The sequence below is a fragment of the Micromonospora sp. NPDC003944 genome, assembly GCF_053605225.1.
The window spans coordinates 30834-46338 of record NZ_JBSGIV010000021.1 but is presented as its reverse complement, the minus strand read 5'-3'; the positions used below and the strand labels follow the sequence as shown (position 1 = coordinate 46338).

Annotated in this window: 10 protein-coding genes; 3 read left to right on the top strand and 7 right to left on the bottom strand. The window is 73.1% G+C overall.

The genetic code is table 11. The features are described 5' to 3' along the window. Positions 1–117: 117 nt before the first annotated feature. Positions 118–3468, bottom strand: coding sequence for a S8 family peptidase (locus tag ACWER9_RS13230; protein ID WP_452302064.1), 3351 nt, complete (start codon positions 3466–3468; stop codon positions 118–120). 356 nt (positions 3469–3824) lie between these two features. Between ACWER9_RS13230 and ACWER9_RS13225 the strand changes: the two genes are divergently transcribed. The 3 genes from ACWER9_RS13225 to ACWER9_RS13215 all read left to right on the top strand — a co-directional run bounded on the left by ACWER9_RS13225 (position 3825) and on the right by ACWER9_RS13215 (position 8020). Further along, the gene (locus ACWER9_RS13225; protein WP_452302063.1) at positions 3825–5708 is read left to right on the top strand and encodes a Xaa-Pro dipeptidyl-peptidase; all 1884 of its coding nucleotides are present in this window, start codon (positions 3825–3827) and stop codon (positions 5706–5708) included. Between the two features lie 729 nt (positions 5709–6437). Beyond that, on the top strand, positions 6438–7346 hold the full coding sequence (locus ACWER9_RS13220; protein ID WP_452302062.1) for a DUF1996 domain-containing protein: 909 nt from the start codon (positions 6438–6440) through the stop codon (positions 7344–7346). A gap of 74 nt (positions 7347–7420) precedes the next feature. Continuing rightward, positions 7421–8020 carry a DUF305 domain-containing protein gene (locus ACWER9_RS13215; protein ID WP_452302061.1) on the top strand — a complete coding sequence of 200 codons (600 nt, stop codon included), beginning with the start codon at positions 7421–7423 and terminating at the stop codon, positions 8018–8020. A gap of 59 nt (positions 8021–8079) precedes the next feature. Here the strand turns inward: ACWER9_RS13215 and ACWER9_RS13210 are convergent, their stop codons facing one another. Genes ACWER9_RS13210 through ACWER9_RS13185 form a run of 6 tightly spaced genes read right to left on the bottom strand, consistent with a single transcriptional unit; the run spans position 8080 to position 15502 of the window. Further along, positions 8080–8901, bottom strand: coding sequence for an HpcH/HpaI aldolase/citrate lyase family protein (locus ACWER9_RS13210; protein WP_452302060.1), 822 nt, complete (start codon positions 8899–8901; stop codon positions 8080–8082). After that, positions 8901–10088 (bottom strand): CaiB/BaiF CoA transferase family protein, encoded by a 1188-nt coding sequence (locus tag ACWER9_RS13205; protein WP_452302059.1) that lies wholly within the window; start codon positions 10086–10088, stop codon positions 8901–8903. The genes ACWER9_RS13210 and ACWER9_RS13205 overlap by 1 nt, the downstream gene beginning before the upstream one ends. Next, entirely contained in the window at positions 10085–12043 is a 1959-nt protein-coding gene (locus ACWER9_RS13200) for an SUMF1/EgtB/PvdO family nonheme iron enzyme (protein WP_452302058.1), read from the bottom strand. The genes ACWER9_RS13205 and ACWER9_RS13200 overlap by 4 nt, the downstream gene beginning before the upstream one ends. After that, positions 12040–12978: a ribokinase gene (locus ACWER9_RS13195; protein ID WP_452302057.1), complete on the bottom strand. Its 939-nt coding sequence runs from the start codon at positions 12976–12978 to the stop codon at positions 12040–12042. The genes ACWER9_RS13200 and ACWER9_RS13195 overlap by 4 nt, the downstream gene beginning before the upstream one ends. After that, positions 12975–14336 (bottom strand): ADP-ribosylglycohydrolase family protein, encoded by a 1362-nt coding sequence (locus tag ACWER9_RS13190; protein WP_452302056.1) that lies wholly within the window; start codon positions 14334–14336, stop codon positions 12975–12977. Before ACWER9_RS13190 ends, ACWER9_RS13195 begins: the two co-directional genes overlap by 4 nt. Further along, positions 14333–15502 carry an ADP-ribosylglycohydrolase family protein gene (locus tag ACWER9_RS13185; RefSeq protein WP_452302055.1) on the bottom strand — a complete coding sequence of 390 codons (1170 nt, stop codon included), beginning with the start codon at positions 15500–15502 and terminating at the stop codon, positions 14333–14335. The genes ACWER9_RS13190 and ACWER9_RS13185 overlap by 4 nt, the downstream gene beginning before the upstream one ends. Between the last annotated feature and the right edge of the window lie 3 nt (positions 15503–15505).

Genomic DNA, 15505 nt, shown 5'->3' with positions numbered 1-15505 from the left:
CTCGTTGTCAGCGTCGCGGGTCACCGTCACGACGAACGAGAGGGGGTCGGATCGACACCGCGACGCCTGACGATGGTGCGACCCGGCCGGAGCCGGGCCGCACCACCGCATCGATCGTCAGCCGGCGTGGTACGCCCGGATGATCGTCTGGTCGATCCCGCTACCGCCGTTGGCGGTGGCCTTCACCCGCAACGACACGGACTGCCCGGCGGTGGCCACCGGAAGCGCGACCCGGTAGGTGTCGCCGCTCCCGGTGACCCGGGCCGACGTCCAGGTGGCACCGTCGTCGGTCGAGGTCCAGACCTGGAACGACGTCACCTTCTGCGTCTTCGTACCGTGCGCCTGCCGGACGGCCAACTCGGCCGTTCCGTCGACCGGGTGGTTGTCGTGGTCCATCGGCAGGGCGTAGTCGACCGCGAGCAGCGGCAGCGGCACGCTCCCGGTCCCGTCGGGGCCGGCGGACCGGAACGTCCACGAGGTGTTGACCTTGGTCGAGATCGGCAGGATCAGACTCGTGTCGACGTCGAGGGTCACCCGGTAGTCGGCCATCGACTGCGGGACGGTGAAGTCGGCGATCGGCCGGTCGCTCTGCTCGACGAGCGTGCCGTTGCGGTACAGCGACAGCTTGCGCTTAACCCCGATCGCCTCGCCCTGAAGGCAGTCGGCCCGCTGGTGCTGGTCGGTGAGCGTCACCATGTCCAGGTGCAGGTTGCCCCGGGTCCGTGACGGCGCGGTGGCGCAGCTCCAGTCCGCGCCGGCGGGGTCGTCGTACCAGTCGGAGTGCAGCGGCTGCCGCGCCCAGACCTTGGACTGCCGGCTGCCCGGCAGGTACCGGCGCGGCGCCTCCATGGCCGCCAGCCCGCCGTAGACGCCCTCGTCGGCCCAGACGATCTCCGGCGAGAGGTACGACGTCCGGCTCGGCGGCATGACGCCCTCGTAGGTCTGGGTCACCGGCACCCCGTCAGGCGTGGAGCCCGTGCGGACCAGCAGGGTGTACATCTCCGGTGAGTCGGTCTGGTGGAACCGCTCGTCGATGCGGGCCAGCCGGGCCTGCTCCGCCCTGGTCACCCGGAACGACGGGTCGGCCGGCACGCCGCCCGCGTACTCGTGCACGATGTTGTAGCGGTACGGCTTGTCGGTGCCGGCCGGCGAGTCCATGTTGACGGCCGCCCAGGTGCGCCGCGATCCGATGGTGGGCTTCGGGACTGCCACGCTGCGGACCGCCGTGGCCACCCCGAACCCGCTGATCTGGTGCCACCACGGCAGGCCGTTCACCGCGGTCTGGAAGGTGGTGACGTCGGTCCGGGTGGTCTTGGTGGCCGCCCCGTCGACGGTCGCCGTGACCGGCCGGGCCTGCGCCGGGTCGAGGGTCACGCTCCGGGCGGCGCGTACGTCCAGGTCACCCGCCGCGGTGAGGGTGATCTCCTGCACGTCGCTGTCGACGTAGTAGGCGACAGACGCGCCGAGCACCGAGTACCGGCCTGCCGGCACCCGCAGGGTGAAGGTCTCCCCGGGCGTGCCGCCGCCCCCACCGTAGAACAGCAGGGGGTCGGTGAGGTTGGCGACCATGAGGTTGATCCAGGTATCCGCACCGTCCCGCAGGCCGGGCATCGGCTTGGTGTGGATCGTCAGGTCGTAGCTAGGCGGCTCGACGTAGAAACTCACCGGCGTGGTCACGACCGGCTTGCGGCCGCTGCTGGCGGTGACGGTGGCCAGGTAGAGGCCCGGGCGGCTGCCCAGCGCCGCGCGGTTGATCCGCAGGGTCGCCGCCCCGGTGACGCCCCGCTTGAGCGTCAGCCGGCTCGTCGACAGCGACGCCGCGCCGCGCGGTACCGGCTGGCCGTCGTGGTTCACGATCGACACGTCGAGGTCGAGGACCGACGTGGCCGGGGTGGATCCGCCGGTCCAGCTCAGCGTCGTCTCGCTGGTCCCGGACTGCGGGTACGCGAAGGTGCCGAGGTTGACCACCGGCTGGTCGCCGGTGGGGCTGCCGAGGGCGCGGGCCGCGTTGAGGCGGCCGGCTCCGATGGCGTACGGGTCGATGCCGGTCAGCGGGTCGGCCGCGCCGACCAGGGCGGCCTTGAGCCGCTCACCGGTCCAGTCCGGGTGGCGCTGGGCGAGCAGTGCGGCGGCGCCCGCCACGTGCGGGCTCGCCATCGAGGTGCCGCTGATGGCCTCGTAGTACCTGTCGATCGGGTCCTGCAGGTTGGTGCCGGCGGCCCGGGCCGCGACGATGTCGACGCCCGGCGCGACCACCTCCGGCTTGGCCACGTGGTTGTTGACGAGCGGTCCACGGCTGGAGAAGTCGGCGAGCTTGTCGTCGCGGTCGACGGCCCCGACGGTGAGCGCGGTGGCGGCCGACCCGGGCGAGGAGATCTGCGCGCCGCTGTTGCCGGCGGCGATGACGAACAGGGCGCCGGTGGACTTGCTCAGACCGTCGACGGCGAGCGAGAGCGGGTCGGTGCCGTCGTCCGGTGCGCTGCCACCGAGGCTCATGTTGATGACGTCGGCCCGGGTGGCGGCCCACTCCATGCCGGCGATGATGCCGGAGTCCTCGCCGGAGCCGCGGTCGTCGAGGACCTTGCCGATCACCAGCTTGGCGTCCGGTGCCACGCCGCGACGCTGACCGTGTGCGGCCGCGCCGGTGCCGGCGATCGTCGAGGCGACGTGCGTACCGTGGCCGTTGTGGTCGACGGCGTCACCACCCTCGACGGTGAAGTCGGCCCGCTCGGCGACCCGGCCGACCAGGTCCGGGTGGGTGAAGTCGGCGCCGGTGTCGAGCACCGCGACCCGGACGCCCTTGCCGGTGTAGCCGGCCTTCCAGGCGTCCGGCGCGGCGATCTGGCCGAGGTTGCGGTCCAGGCCGGCGGGCTTCGCGCCGGCCGGCAGGGCGGTGGCGCGGACCTTGCGGTCGAGCCAGACCTTCTTCGCGCCGGCGAGCAGCGAGTTGGTCGCGAGCTTCGCGGTGGCCGGGCTCTTCTTGGGTACGCGGCCGGCGACCGCACCGATGCTGGGCAGCGGCAGGACGTCACCGAGCGCGGCCACCCGGGCGGACGCGGTGGCGGGCTGCACGATCAGCGGCAGCTCGGCGGAGTTGTCGTCGTCGTAGCCGTCGGCGATCAGGGCGGTGACGTCGAACAGGTCGGGGTCGAGGACCGGGCCGACCTGGGACGCGACCCGGGCGGGGACGACGTGCAGGTGACCGTCGGGGCCGCAGCTCTGGTTGATCACCGCGTTCTCGTCGACCGGCCGGATCGTGGCCTGTGGGCAGCCCGATCCGGTGTTCCGTACGGTCACCACGTCCCCGGTCAGCAGGGTGACGGTGTGGGTCTTCCCGTCGGCCGAGGCGGCGGGTGCGCCGGTCCGACCGATGTCGCTGGTCGCGGCCGTGGCGACGCCGCCCGGTAGGGCGGTCAGTGTCGTGGCCGTGACGGCGACGGCTAAGAGCCACCGCGTTTTCCTGAGCATGTTGCTCCTCGTCTAATGTGGACGAAAGCGCCTCTTCGGGCGACCTCCGGCAAGATCATATGCAGGTGAACGATCTTCGGGGAGCCCTCGACGGAGAGGTTTTCACGCCCTTAACAGTGGGAGCACCCGCCGGCGAGCAGCTCGATCCCCCGTGCGGCGTCAACCCGTGCGCGGCCTGCCCCGCGACCTGCTCGGGAGTGCCGGAGAACGCGAACAGGTCGAGCAGGTCGTCGCCGATCAGCGCACACCCGAGGGGATCGACGGAACGCCGCCTCACACCTAGCATGACGACGAATGGATCTTCGAGATTGGCCCCTGCCGACCCCGGCAACCAGCCCAACCGAAGGGAGACGCGCATGCGTCGACCCCGTCATCTAGCGCTACTGAGCGTCGGCGTGTCCGGCGCACTGGTGCTCAGCGCAGCCCCCACCGCAACGGCTGCACCGCCCGCCGCCACCACGCCCACCGGCATCGTGGTCAGCGACGGCATGACCCAACCGGTGTTCTCGCTCGCCGACGCGATCGAGGAGCGGGTGTTCGTCCAGACCCCGGTGGACACCGACCACGACGGCCGGCCCGACCGGGTCGCGATCGACATCTCCCGACCCCGGGAGACCGCCACCACCGGCTTCAAGGTGCCGGTCATCTTCGAGCACAGCCCGTACCGCAAGGGCACCTGGGGTGACGTGCCGTACCCGAGCGTGCTCGTCGACGACCTGCCGCAGAACGGCCTGACCGACCGCACCGGACGTCGCGCGCTCGACGCGGGCGCGCAGCGGGCCCAGGCCAAGGCGAATCTGCCCGGCTCGCTCGACGACTACTACGTGCCCCGCGGGTACGCGGTGGTGCTCGGTCAGAGCGTCGGCACCGGCGACTCCGACGGCTGCCCGACGAGCGGCGACCAGGCCGAGACGCTCGGCACGAAGGCGGTCATCGACTGGCTCAACGGCCGGGCCAAGGGGTACGACGCCAACGGCGCCCCCGTCACCGCCGGCTGGAGCACCGGCGCGGTCGGCATGACCGGGGTCTCCTACAACGGCACGCTGCCCAACCAGGTGGCCACCACCGGCGTCAAGGGGCTCAAGACCATCGTCCCGGTCTCCGCGATCAGCAGCTGGTACGACTACTACCGGGCCAACGGTCTGGTGGTCGCGCCCGGAACGTTCCAGGGCGAGGACCTCGACATCCTTGCCCAGTACACCGCCGGGCAGGCCCGCGCCGAAGGGCAGTGCGCCGACGAACTCGCGGCGATCACCGCGAAGCAGGACCGGGTCACCGGCGACTACTCCACGTTCTGGCAGGACCGCGACTACCTCGACGCCCGCGACGTCAAGGCAAGCGTCTTCGTCGTACACGGCCTCAACGACTGGAACGTCAAGACCGAGCACTTCGCCGGCTGGTGGGACCAGCTCGCCAAGCGCGACGTGCCGCGCAAGATCTGGCTGCACCAGGGCGGGCACGGCGGCCCGGGCAGCAGCGCGTCGGTGACCCTGCCCAGCGGGCAGACGTGGACCTACAAGCAGACCGAGAACCGCTGGTTCGACTTCTGGCTGTGGAACGTCCGCAACGGCATCATGGACGAGCCGACCGCGGTGCTCCAGCGTGAGGACCGCGCCTACACCACCTACGCCAACTGGCCCGACCCGGCCGCACGGGAAGTCGGCCTGCGCTTCGCCGCCACCGACGCCACCGCGCCCGGCGCACTCACCACCGGCAAGCCGCCGAAGGCCCGTGTCGAGCAGAGCTTCGTCGACGAGGGCCGGACCATCCACCCGGACACCCTGGTGTCCAACCCGGACACCGCGAGCGCCAACCGACTCGCCTACCGCTCCCCCGAGCTGACGCAGAGCGTGCGCATCTCCGGGCGTCCCGAGATGCGACTGCGGATGGCGATCGACAACAAGCCGGACGCCAACCTCACCGCATACCTGGTCGACTACGGTCCGGTCGGGTCGACCGCCGCCCCGACAGTGGTCACGCGAGGTTGGATGGACCCGCAGAACCGCAAGAGCGCGGCCCGCACGTCGCCGGTGCGACAGGGCAAGCTGTACGACTACCGGTGGACGATGGAACCGAAGGACTACATCTTCCCGGCGGGCCACCGGATCGGCGTGGTCGTCTTCTCCAGCGACCAGGAGTACACCCTGCTGCCGTTGGGCGGCACGGAACTGCGGGTCGCACCGAACGACAGCGAACTGCGACTTCCGGTGGTCGGCGGTCGGGGCGTCCTCGGCTTCTGATTCCATCTCTGCGCTGCCGGGTGGGGCAGTCCGACACGTTCGGGCTGCCCCACCCGCACGTCGAGACCCGTCACGGTGCCGCCCAGCCCGCGCCCTTGCCGCGCCCTCCCGGCAAGGGCCCGCTCAACTCCGGTGAAGTTGCTGCCTCACGGCGTCCCGAGGCAGCAGTTTCGGGGACAGTGCGGCTTCGTCGAGCGGGTCGTTGCCCGCGCCCGTCTCCGGTCTCGGCTACGCGGTGGTGGCGGCGGGAGGTTTCCGCATGATCGTGCTCGATCCTTGTTGTAGTGGCCTCGTCCGCAGCCCGATGGCCCTATTCCCTGGATCGAGCACGATCATGGGTGCGGGCTGGGGACTCGTGCCCTGCCCGGGGCTCGCCCTGCCCTCTTGGCCGGGCCGGATTGGTGCAGGGCCGATTCGTGGGGCGCGACCAGCTGACACCCAGCGCCACGCCAGCACCACCCAGGCCAGCACGCCAGCACCACCAGGCCAGCACGCGCACACACCGAAGGGCCGGACCCACCATGGGGCCCGGCCCTTCGTCGTCATTTCCGCCAACTGCGGCACGTATTGACATTTGTCGACTTCAACGTGAGGCTGGAGCGGTGAGAGCGCTCTCTCGCACCGGCCGTTCAACCGGTCACCACCCAGTCTGGCCAGGGCACACCTCCGATGTCTTCGGCGGCGGCATTGGAGCTGTCCCTGACCCGTTCCCCCGACAGGAGTCACGAGATGGACAGGGCCGCACCCCTCTCCGGTATCCACCGCCGACTGCGCCTCGTCACGGCGATCGGCGCCCTGCTGGTGCTACTCGGCACGTATCTGGTGTCCACCACCAACCGGGCCGACGCCGCCCCCGGCGGAGCCGACTTCGGCACCAACGTCATCCGGGTCGCCGAGTTCCCCGCCGACTGCACCTACAGCCACCGGCTGCCGGACGACCCGATCATCTTCCCCGGCCTGCCCGGGGCCTCGCACATGCACAGCTTCTTCGGCAGCACGGTGACGAACGCCAAGACCACCCTGCCCGACCTGGTCAACTCACCCACCACCTGCAACCCGCGGGTTGACGTCTCGTCGTACTGGGTGCCGACCCTCTACCGGGACAACGTCGCGGTGGAGCCGGCGATCGCCACGTTCTACTACCTGGGCGAGGGCGTACGCTCCGATGTCGTCGCGAACACCCAGCCGTTCCCGCTGGGGCTGCGGCTCGTCGCCGGCAACGCGAAGGCCACCGGGCCGAACGACAGCATCGCCCGCTGGTCGTGCCTGCACGCCGGGCACGTGCCGCCGTCGAAGGACTTCGTCAACTGCCCGTCGGGCACGATGCTGGAGTCGTACCTGGACTTCCCGCAGTGCTGGAACGGCCGGGACCTCGACTCGGCGGACCACAAGAGCCACCTCGCGTACCCGGTGAACCAGGCCTGCCCGAGCACCCACCCGGTGCACGTGCCGAAGTTGCGCCAGGTGCTGCGATACCCGGTCAACGGCGACCCGTCGCACTTCCGGCTCGCCTCCGGGCCGGGCTACACGATGCACGGCGACTTCTTCAACGCCTGGCCGGTGGCGGAGCTGGCCCGCCGGGTCCAGGACTGCATCCGTCCGGTCATCAAGTGCGGTCACGACGGCCGACCGATCTGATCCGACAGACGCTCACCACGGCGGCGGGTCCGGCCACGCCGGGCCCGCCGCCCTGGGCGGGAAGGAAAAAACGGATGCGCCAGGTCACGGCGTCCACCCTGCTCGTCGCCGTGCTGCTCGTCGCCGGCTGCGGTGCCGGGCCACGGGACGCGGCCAGCACCGCCACGCCACCCGTGACCGCCGCACCGGCGACGACGGTGCCGACACCCACGGGTGCGGCGGGGTCGTTCAACCCCACCGACGTCGCCTGGCTACAGCTGACGGTGGCGATGACCGAACGCCTGCTGCCCGTACTCGATCTGGTGTCGGCGCGGACCACCGACCCGGCCTGGCGGCAGACGGCCGCCCGGGTCGCGACCGCCCGGCGTGCGGAGCTGGACCGCGCCCGGCGGCTCCTCGCCGACGCCGCCGCGCCGACGACGAATCCGCACGAGGGGCATGACATGCCGGGCATGGTCACCTCGGCGGAGATGACCGCGCTGCGGTCGGCCACCGGGGCGCCGTTCCTCCGTCTGCTCAGCGGGCACCTGCGGGCACACCTCACGCAGTCGGTCCGGGTGGCGACCTCGGAGCAGGAGAGCGGGGTCCAGCCGGCCACTGTCGCGCTGGCCGCGACCGTGGTCAAGAACGGCACCGCCGACCTCGCCGGACTCGACCACCTCGACGCCGCGTAGCCGCCCCCGCTCAGCGGGGTCCGGCAGAGCCGTTGACGTGGGAGAGCAGCCCGCGACGGTCAGGCGGCGTAGCGGGCGGCGAGGTCGACGACGCGTCGGGCGGCGGCCACCATCGCCCGGTCGGCGAACCGGCCGTCGGGCAGGACCACGGTGCCCGAGTCGCGCTGGTGCGCGTCCGCCACGGCGGCCAACAGCTCCGTGGCGCGGGCCACCTCCCGATCGGGTGGCCGGAACGCGTCGACGATCACCGGAAGCTGGCGCGGGTGGATCGCCGCCCGGCCGAGGAAGCCGAGCCGTCGACCCGCCGCGCAGGAGGCGGCCAGACCGGAAAGGTCGACGACGTCCGCGTACACCGACATGGCCGGCGGCGCCAGACCGGCCGCGCGGGCCGCGACCACCACGCGGCCGCGCGCCCAGAGCAGCCCGTCGTCGTCGCTCACCCCCAGATCCGAGCGCAGGTCGGCCTCGCCGAGCCCGATCGAGGCCACCGCCGCATGGGCAGAGGCGATGGGGTACGCGGCCTCCAGCCCGAGTGCCGACTCGATCAGCGGGTGCAGGGGTACGTCGACCCGGTCGGCGAGGGCCGCCACCGTCGCGGCCGACTCGACCTTCGGCAGCCGCAGCCCGGCCAACCCGGGCCGGCCGGTCACCGCCGCCAGGTCGGCGTCGAGGTCCGGGCCGGTCAGCTCGTTGACCCGGACCTGCACGGGCACCGGGTGCGCCTCGGCGAGGAACTCGGCGACAGCGTCCCGGGCGTACGCCTTGCGCCCGGCGACCACGGCGTCCTCCAGGTCGAGGATGACCGCGTCGGCCCCCGAGGCGACCGCCTTGGCGAACCGGTCCGGGCGGTCACCGGGCACGTAGAGCCAGCTCACCAGCATCAGAGCACCCCCCGTTCGCGCAGTGCGGCCAACTCCTCGGCGCTGAGGCCGAGCGCCCCGAAGACGGTGTCGGTGTCCTGGCCGTGTCGCCGGCCGGCGTGCCGGATCTCGCCCGGCGTCTCGGCGAGGCGGAACGGCACGTTCTGCATCCGTACCTCGCCCAACTCCTCGTCCGGCACGGTGCGTACCGTGCCCAGCGCCAAGTACTGCGGGTCGGCGAGGATGTCCCGCACGTCGTAGACGGGGGCGACCGCGGCCTGTGCCTCCTCGAACGCGGCCACCACCTCGTCGCGGTCCCGTTGCGCCACCCAGGCGCTGACCGCCGCGTCCAACTCGTTGGCGTGGGCGGCCCGACCGCTGCCGGTGCCGAACCACGGCTCGTCGACCAGTTCGGGCCGGCCGACCAGCCGCAGCACCCGTTCGGCGATGCTCTGGGCGCTCGTGGAGACCGCCACCCAGCGCCCGTCGGCACACCTGTAGGTGTTGCGTGGGGCGTTGTTGTTGGACCTGTTGCCCAGCCGGGGCTGGAGGTAGCCGAGCTGGTCGTACCAGGTGATCTGCGGCCCGAGCATCGCCATGATCGGCTCGATGATGGCGAGGTCGACGACCTGCCCGGTGCCGGTGACGTCGCGCGCCCGCAGGGCGAGCATCACCGCGTACGCGGCGGCGAGCGCGCTCACCGAGTCGGCCAGCCCGAACGGGGGCAGCGTGGGCGGGCCGTCCGGTTCCCCGGTGGCGGCGGCGAACCCGCTCATCGCCTCGGCGAGGGTGCCGAAGCCGGGCCGGCGGGCGTACGGGCCGACCTGCCCGAAACCACTGATCCGAGTGATCACCAGTCGGGGGTTGACCGCGTGCAGCTCGGCTGGGCCGAGCCCCCACCGCTCCAGGGTGCCGGGGCGGAAGTTCTCCACGAGCACGTCGGCGTCGGCGAGCAGTCGGCGCAGCAGTTCCGCGCCGTCCGGGTCGGAGAGGTTGAGGGTGACGGTGCGCTTGTTGCGGCCGAGCACCTTCCACCAGAGCCCCACGCCGTCGCGGGCCGGGCCGTGCCCCCGCGACGGGTCCGGCTTGGCCGGGTGCTCCACCTTGATCACGTCGGCGCCGAAGTCGGCGAGGAACGCCGCCGCGAGCGGCCCGGCGAAGAGGGTGGCCAGGTCGACGACCTTCACCCCGTCCAGTGGCGCGGTCACCGGGTCACCTCCGTCGCCTCCGGAAGGTCGGCCGCGCAGCGGAAACCGACCTGTTCGGAGCGGGCGAGGCCGGCGCCGGTGAGCAGCAGCTTCACCGAGACGTCGGCGGGTTGTGGGCCGCCGTCGAGGTACCAGTCGGAGCCCTCCGCGCGGTACTGGGCGCCGCCCTTGAGGATGGCGAAGCGGGTACGACCGTCGGAGTGTTCGCTCTCGGTCAGGTTCCACACCAGCGGTTCCCGTCGCACGAGCAGCCCCGCCTCGGCGGCGACCTGCCACTCGTCCTCGGTGGGCAGGCGCAGTCCGGCCCACACCGCGTACGCCCGCGCGTCGGCCAGCTCGACCCCGGTGACCGGAGCGTCGGCCGGACCGGAGCCGGCGGTGAACCGCTCCGGGCGCACCGGCGCGTAACCGATGGCGCGCAGGAACTCGGCGTACTCGCCGTGGGTGACCTCGTGCACGGCGATGGCGAACCGGTCGAGCCGCACACTGCGCCGCAGCGTGCCGGGGTGGTGCAGTCGGGGTGGCAGGGGCTTCCACTCGTCGACGTAGGGCGCCTCGCCGTACAGGCCGGTCTCCCGCACCCGGTGCCGGACGACGAGTTCCCGCCGGCCGCCCTCGACGGCGACCATGTCCGACGGCACGTGCAGGCGGGGCGCCCACGGCGTACGGGAGCGCACCGCCTCGCGGGCCGGGAAGGCCGGGTCGCCGGTCGGCGGCTCGTGTCGGTGCGCGGCGGCGACTCCACGTGCCACGGCGGCGATCGCGCCGGCCGGGAGTGGGCCGCCCACCGCGAGTCGACCGTCGGCGGTCTCGGTGACGGTCAGCTCGGCACCGGTGACCAGGTCGACGAAGTGCCGGCCGAGGCCCGGGTCGGTGACCAGCCACGGACCGTCGTGGTCCGCGCCCCGGTTCACCACCGTCCACAGTGGCTCGTCGTCGTGCGTCCAGCGGGACGCGTACACCGTGCCCTCGCCGGGGTGGTCGGCGAGCGGCACCCAGTCCTCGGCGCGCAACCACGCCGCGTGGCTGCTCTGCACCCGGCGCATGGCCCGCAGCACCGCGCGGTCCCGCTCGTTCCAGCCGACCCAGACACCGAAGACGCTCTCCCAGACCAGCACACCGACGCCGTTGAGCCAGGCGGAGTGCAGCTCGTCGAGGTGGTCGCGGTGCCAGCGCCGGGTGTGGTGCAGCACGTGGCGTCGCTCGAACCACTTCGCCCGCAGCACGCCGGGCACCTCGGAGTCGGCGAACCACTGCGCCCAGGACATCGCGTGGTCGGCGATGCGGGCCAGCGGGACCCTGCTCTCGCCCTCCAGGACCAGGCCGGGGCGCACCGCGTCCAGCGCGGCGCGCAGCTCCCCGGCGCCCTCCTTGAGGGTGTCCAGGAAGACCCCGTCGACGCCGAGCTTGCCCGCCAAGGTGGCGACCTCCTCGGCGTCGCTGCCCGATTCGCGCCGGGTGCCGGTGTCCCACGGGTTGTAGTCCACGAAGACCCGCACCCCGCGTTGCTGGAACGCGCGCACCACCTCGGGCAGCTCCGGCACGTCCCGGTACCAGTCGAACTGGTTGCGGTCGTCCAGGCCGATCACCGGGTACGCGTGCCAGAGCACCACCCCGTCGAAGCCGCCGAAGTCCCGCCCGGCCGCGTCGAGGAACTCGTCGACGGTGAAGACGCCGCGCTCGTGGTCGTAGAGCGTCTCGTCCCATAGCCAGGCCAGGCAGACGCTGAAGCAGTCGCCGGTGATCTCGTCGTAGTGCTCGCCGACGTAGCCGGTCCGCCCTCGGGCGTCGGCCCGCCACCTGGTGATCTGCTCCCGCCAGGCCGGCCAGTCCGCCGGGTCGGTCGGCGCGGCGAAGATCTTCGCCTCGTCCAGGGTGCTCAGGTCGGCGTGCCCGCCCAACGGCACCTCGGTCGGCCGGTCGATGGGGCGCGGGACATACGGGTTGAAGCTCACGGTGCACCTCGGTAGGTCGCTTCGTAGAGGGCGTCGATGGCCGGCCGCTCGGGCAGGGCGGTGGACGCTCCGGGCCGCTGGGCACAGGCCGCGCCGGCGGCGCAGGCCCAGCGCAGGCTGGCCGTGACGGTGTCCTTGTTGATGGCGCCACCCCGCTCGGCCCAGCCGACGGCGAGCGCGCCGGTGAACGCGTCACCGGCGGCGGTGGTGTCCACCGCGTCGATCTGCGGCGCCGGGACGGCGAGACGCAGGCCGTGCCGGTCGGCGTACGCGGCACCCCGCGCGCCGAGGGTCAGCACCACCCGGGGCACCAGCTTCAGCAGGGCGTCGAGCAGCACCTGAGGGTCGTCGGAGGTGACCTCGGCGACGACCGCCGCCTCGTGCTCGTTGACCACGAGCACGTCGACCAGATCGAGCAGTGCGCCGGGCAGCGCGGCGGCCGGCGCCGCGTTCAGCACCACAGTGGTGCCGTCGGCGCGGGCCCAGTCCGCCGCCTGGGTCACGGCGGCAAGCGGCACCTCCAGTTGCAGCAGCAGCACGTCCGCCGCCGCGATCGTCGCCCGGTCGTCCGCGTCCAGCTCGGTAAGTGTGCCGTTGGCGCCGGGCGCGACCACGATGAAGTTCTCCGCGTCCCGGTCGACGGCGATCAGCGCGACACCGGAGGGGCCGGCGACGGTGCGCAGCCCCCGGACGTCCACGCCGGCGTCGGCGAGACTCGCACGCATCCGGGCACCGAACTCGTCGTCGCCGACCGCGCCCACGAAGTCGCAGGTCGCGCCGGCTCGGGCGGCGGCGACGGCCTGGTTGGCGCCCTTGCCGCCGGGCACGGTCCGGAAGGTCCCGCCGAGCACCGTCTCACCGGGGCGGGGCAGCCGCGACGCCGAGACCACCAGGTCCAGGTTGCTGCTGCCCACCACCGCCACCCGGGCGCTCATGCCGCGCTCCCTTCCGTCGCCGGTCGCACCAGCGCGAGGGTCCGCCCGGCCAGCTCGTCGAAACCGATCCCGTCGAAGCCGCCGATGCTGCTGGCCAGCCGGTTGCGCAGCGGGTCGACCCAGCGGGCCGGGAGGGCACCCGCCCCGGCCAGTGCGCCGGTGACCGCGCCGACAGTCGCGCCGGTCGAGTCGGTGTCCCAACCGCCGCTGACCACGGCGGTGATCGACCGTTCCAGGTCCCCCCGGCCGTACGCCAGGGCCGCGGCCACCAGCGCCGCGTTGTTGCGGACGTGCACCCAGTGCAGGTGGCCGTGCCGTGCGTACAGCTCGTCGACCACGCTCTCCCAGTCGTCGGTCCCCGCACCGAGGGCGCGGGCCTCCCGGACGGTGGCGGCGAAGCGGCTACCCGGCGGCAGCACCGCCTCGGCGGCGTCAAGCACCTCGTCGACAGTGCCCGCGACGGGAGCGGCGGCGGAGAGGGCCGCCGCCCAGATCGCGCCGTGCACCCCGCCCCGGACGTGGCTCACCGTCGCGTCCCGCACCGCCAGCTCGGCGGCCCGGTCCGGCCGGCCGGGGTTGACCCAGCCGTACACGTCGGTGCGGATCTGCGCGCCGATCCACTCCCGGAACGGGTTGTGCCGGCGGGCGCTGTCCGGCGGCGGGTAGCCGAGCAGCAGATTGCGGTAGGCGACCCGCTCGGCGGTGAAGACCCGCCCGCCGGGCAGCCAGTCCAACCACGCCTGCGCCACGTCGGCGCTGGTGAAGCCCCGGCCGTGCGTCTCCAGCACGCGCAGTGCCAGCAACGCGTAGTTCAGGTCGTCGTCCTCGGGCATCCCGTCGATGTTCTCGGCGAGACTCGTCGGCGCGCTGCGCCGGTTCCACGGCCAGCGGGCGGCCACGTCGGCTGGGAGCCCCTTCGCGGTGAACCAGTCGCGCAGCGGCCACCTGTCCGTCGCGGTGAGAATCTGCCGGATGCCCTCGCGGGGAATCTTCTCCACCGGCTTGCCGAGCAGGCAGCCGACCGCCCGGCCGAGCCACGCGCCGTGCAGCCGGTCGTACGCCACCTCGGTGGGCAGCGACCACCCGTCCGGCCACCCGGCGCGCAGGGTGATGAGGTCGTCGGCCTCGTCAGCGCCGCCGGCGGCGGGCAGCGCGTCGGCGGCGTCCAGCAGCTCCGTCGCGAGGGCCCGCAGCTCCGGCGACGCCGGGGTGCGCGATGCCCCGCTGACCGGCGGGGTCAGGTCCCCGCCGGCCGCCGTCCACCGTTCGGCGATCGCGGCGACGTCGCGTCCCTCGTCCCGGCTGGCCGCCAGCTCGTGCGGCAGCAGGTCCTCCGGCTGCACCCAGGTGATCCTCACCGGGTCTCGCCCCCAGCCTCCCGAGGAGCGCCGGCGGCCAGCCCCGCGAAACGCTCCGCGCGGCGGGCGAACCGGGCCTGGTCACGCTCGAAAACCTCGCCGGCCACCGCCGCGAGGACCCGGGCCGGCTCGACCAGATCGGTCTTGGAGGCGGTCGCGACCACGTCTGACCACTCCGCCGGGACCGCCGCCGCGCCACCGAGCGCTCCGGCGATGGCTGCGGCCATGGTGGCGGTGGAGTCGGCGTCCCGGCCGTAGTTCACCGAGCCGAGCACCGCGGCCCGGAAGTCGCCGCCGGCCACCACGAGCATGCCGAGCGCCACCGGCAGCTCCTCGATGGCGTGCAGGCGACTGGGCCGCCGCGCGCCGAGGCCGGGACTGCGGTACTCCTCCCCCACCGTGTCGTAGGGGGCGACCGCGGCCCGCAGCGCCGGGATGGCCTGCTTCCAGTCGTGGTGACCGCGGGCCTCCTTGACCACCGCGTCGATGGCCGCGCGGGTGCCGTCGCGGGCCAGGTCCAGCGCCGCCGCGACGACGTCGTCCACGCCCGCGCCGGGGGTCGCGGCCGCCGCGACCGAGGCCGCGAAGACGGCGGCGGCCTCCCGCCCGTAGCTGTGCTGGTGCGCGCCGGCGATCTCCACCGCCTCGGCGTACGCACCGGCCGGGTCACCCGCGTTGACGATGCCGACCGGGGCCATGTACATGGCCGCGCCGCAGTTGACGATGTTGCCGACCCCGGCCTCACGCGGGTCCGCGTGAGCGTGGTGCAGTCGGGTGACCAGCCACCGCTCGGCGGCCGCGAGCCGGTGGAAGGTCACCCCGTCGCGCTCCAGGTCGGGGATGTACACCACCCGCTCGATCAGGTCGGGAACCAGCAGCTCCACCACGTCGTACGCGTCGAGGTGGTCCCGTTTGGCCGCGTACGCGCGGACCAGGGCGTGGGTCATCAACGTGTCGTCGGTGAGGTGTCCGTCGCCCTTGTGGTACGGCGCGAGCGGTCGCGCGGTGGCCCAGTCGGCGTGGTACGGGGGCACGATGCCCTCGACCCAGCCACCGAAGCGGGTGCGGATCTGCTCGGGCAGGGCCGTCTCGGTGGCGCCGCCAAGGGCGTCTCCGACCGCGGCGCCGACCAGGCAACCAACCGAAGTGTCGAGCAAGAGTGACATGTC

Excerpts from the sequence above, each read along its gene's own strand:
- ACWER9_RS13230 (WP_452302064.1), bottom strand. The coding sequence starts at position 3,468 with ATGCTCAGGAAAACGCGGTGGCTCTTAGCCGTCGCCGTCACGGCCACG.
- ACWER9_RS13225 (WP_452302063.1), top strand. The coding sequence starts at position 3,825 with ATGCGTCGACCCCGTCATCTAGCGCTACTGAGCGTCGGCGTGTCCGGC.
- ACWER9_RS13220 (WP_452302062.1), top strand. The coding sequence starts at position 6,438 with ATGGACAGGGCCGCACCCCTCTCCGGTATCCACCGCCGACTGCGCCTC.
- ACWER9_RS13215 (WP_452302061.1), top strand. The coding sequence starts at position 7,421 with ATGCGCCAGGTCACGGCGTCCACCCTGCTCGTCGCCGTGCTGCTCGTC.
- ACWER9_RS13210 (WP_452302060.1), bottom strand. The coding sequence starts at position 8,901 with ATGCTGGTGAGCTGGCTCTACGTGCCCGGTGACCGCCCGGACCGGTTC.
- ACWER9_RS13195 (WP_452302057.1), bottom strand. The coding sequence starts at position 12,978 with ATGAGCGCCCGGGTGGCGGTGGTGGGCAGCAGCAACCTGGACCTGGTG.
- ACWER9_RS13185 (WP_452302055.1), bottom strand. The coding sequence starts at position 15,502 with ATGTCACTCTTGCTCGACACTTCGGTTGGTTGCCTGGTCGGCGCCGCG.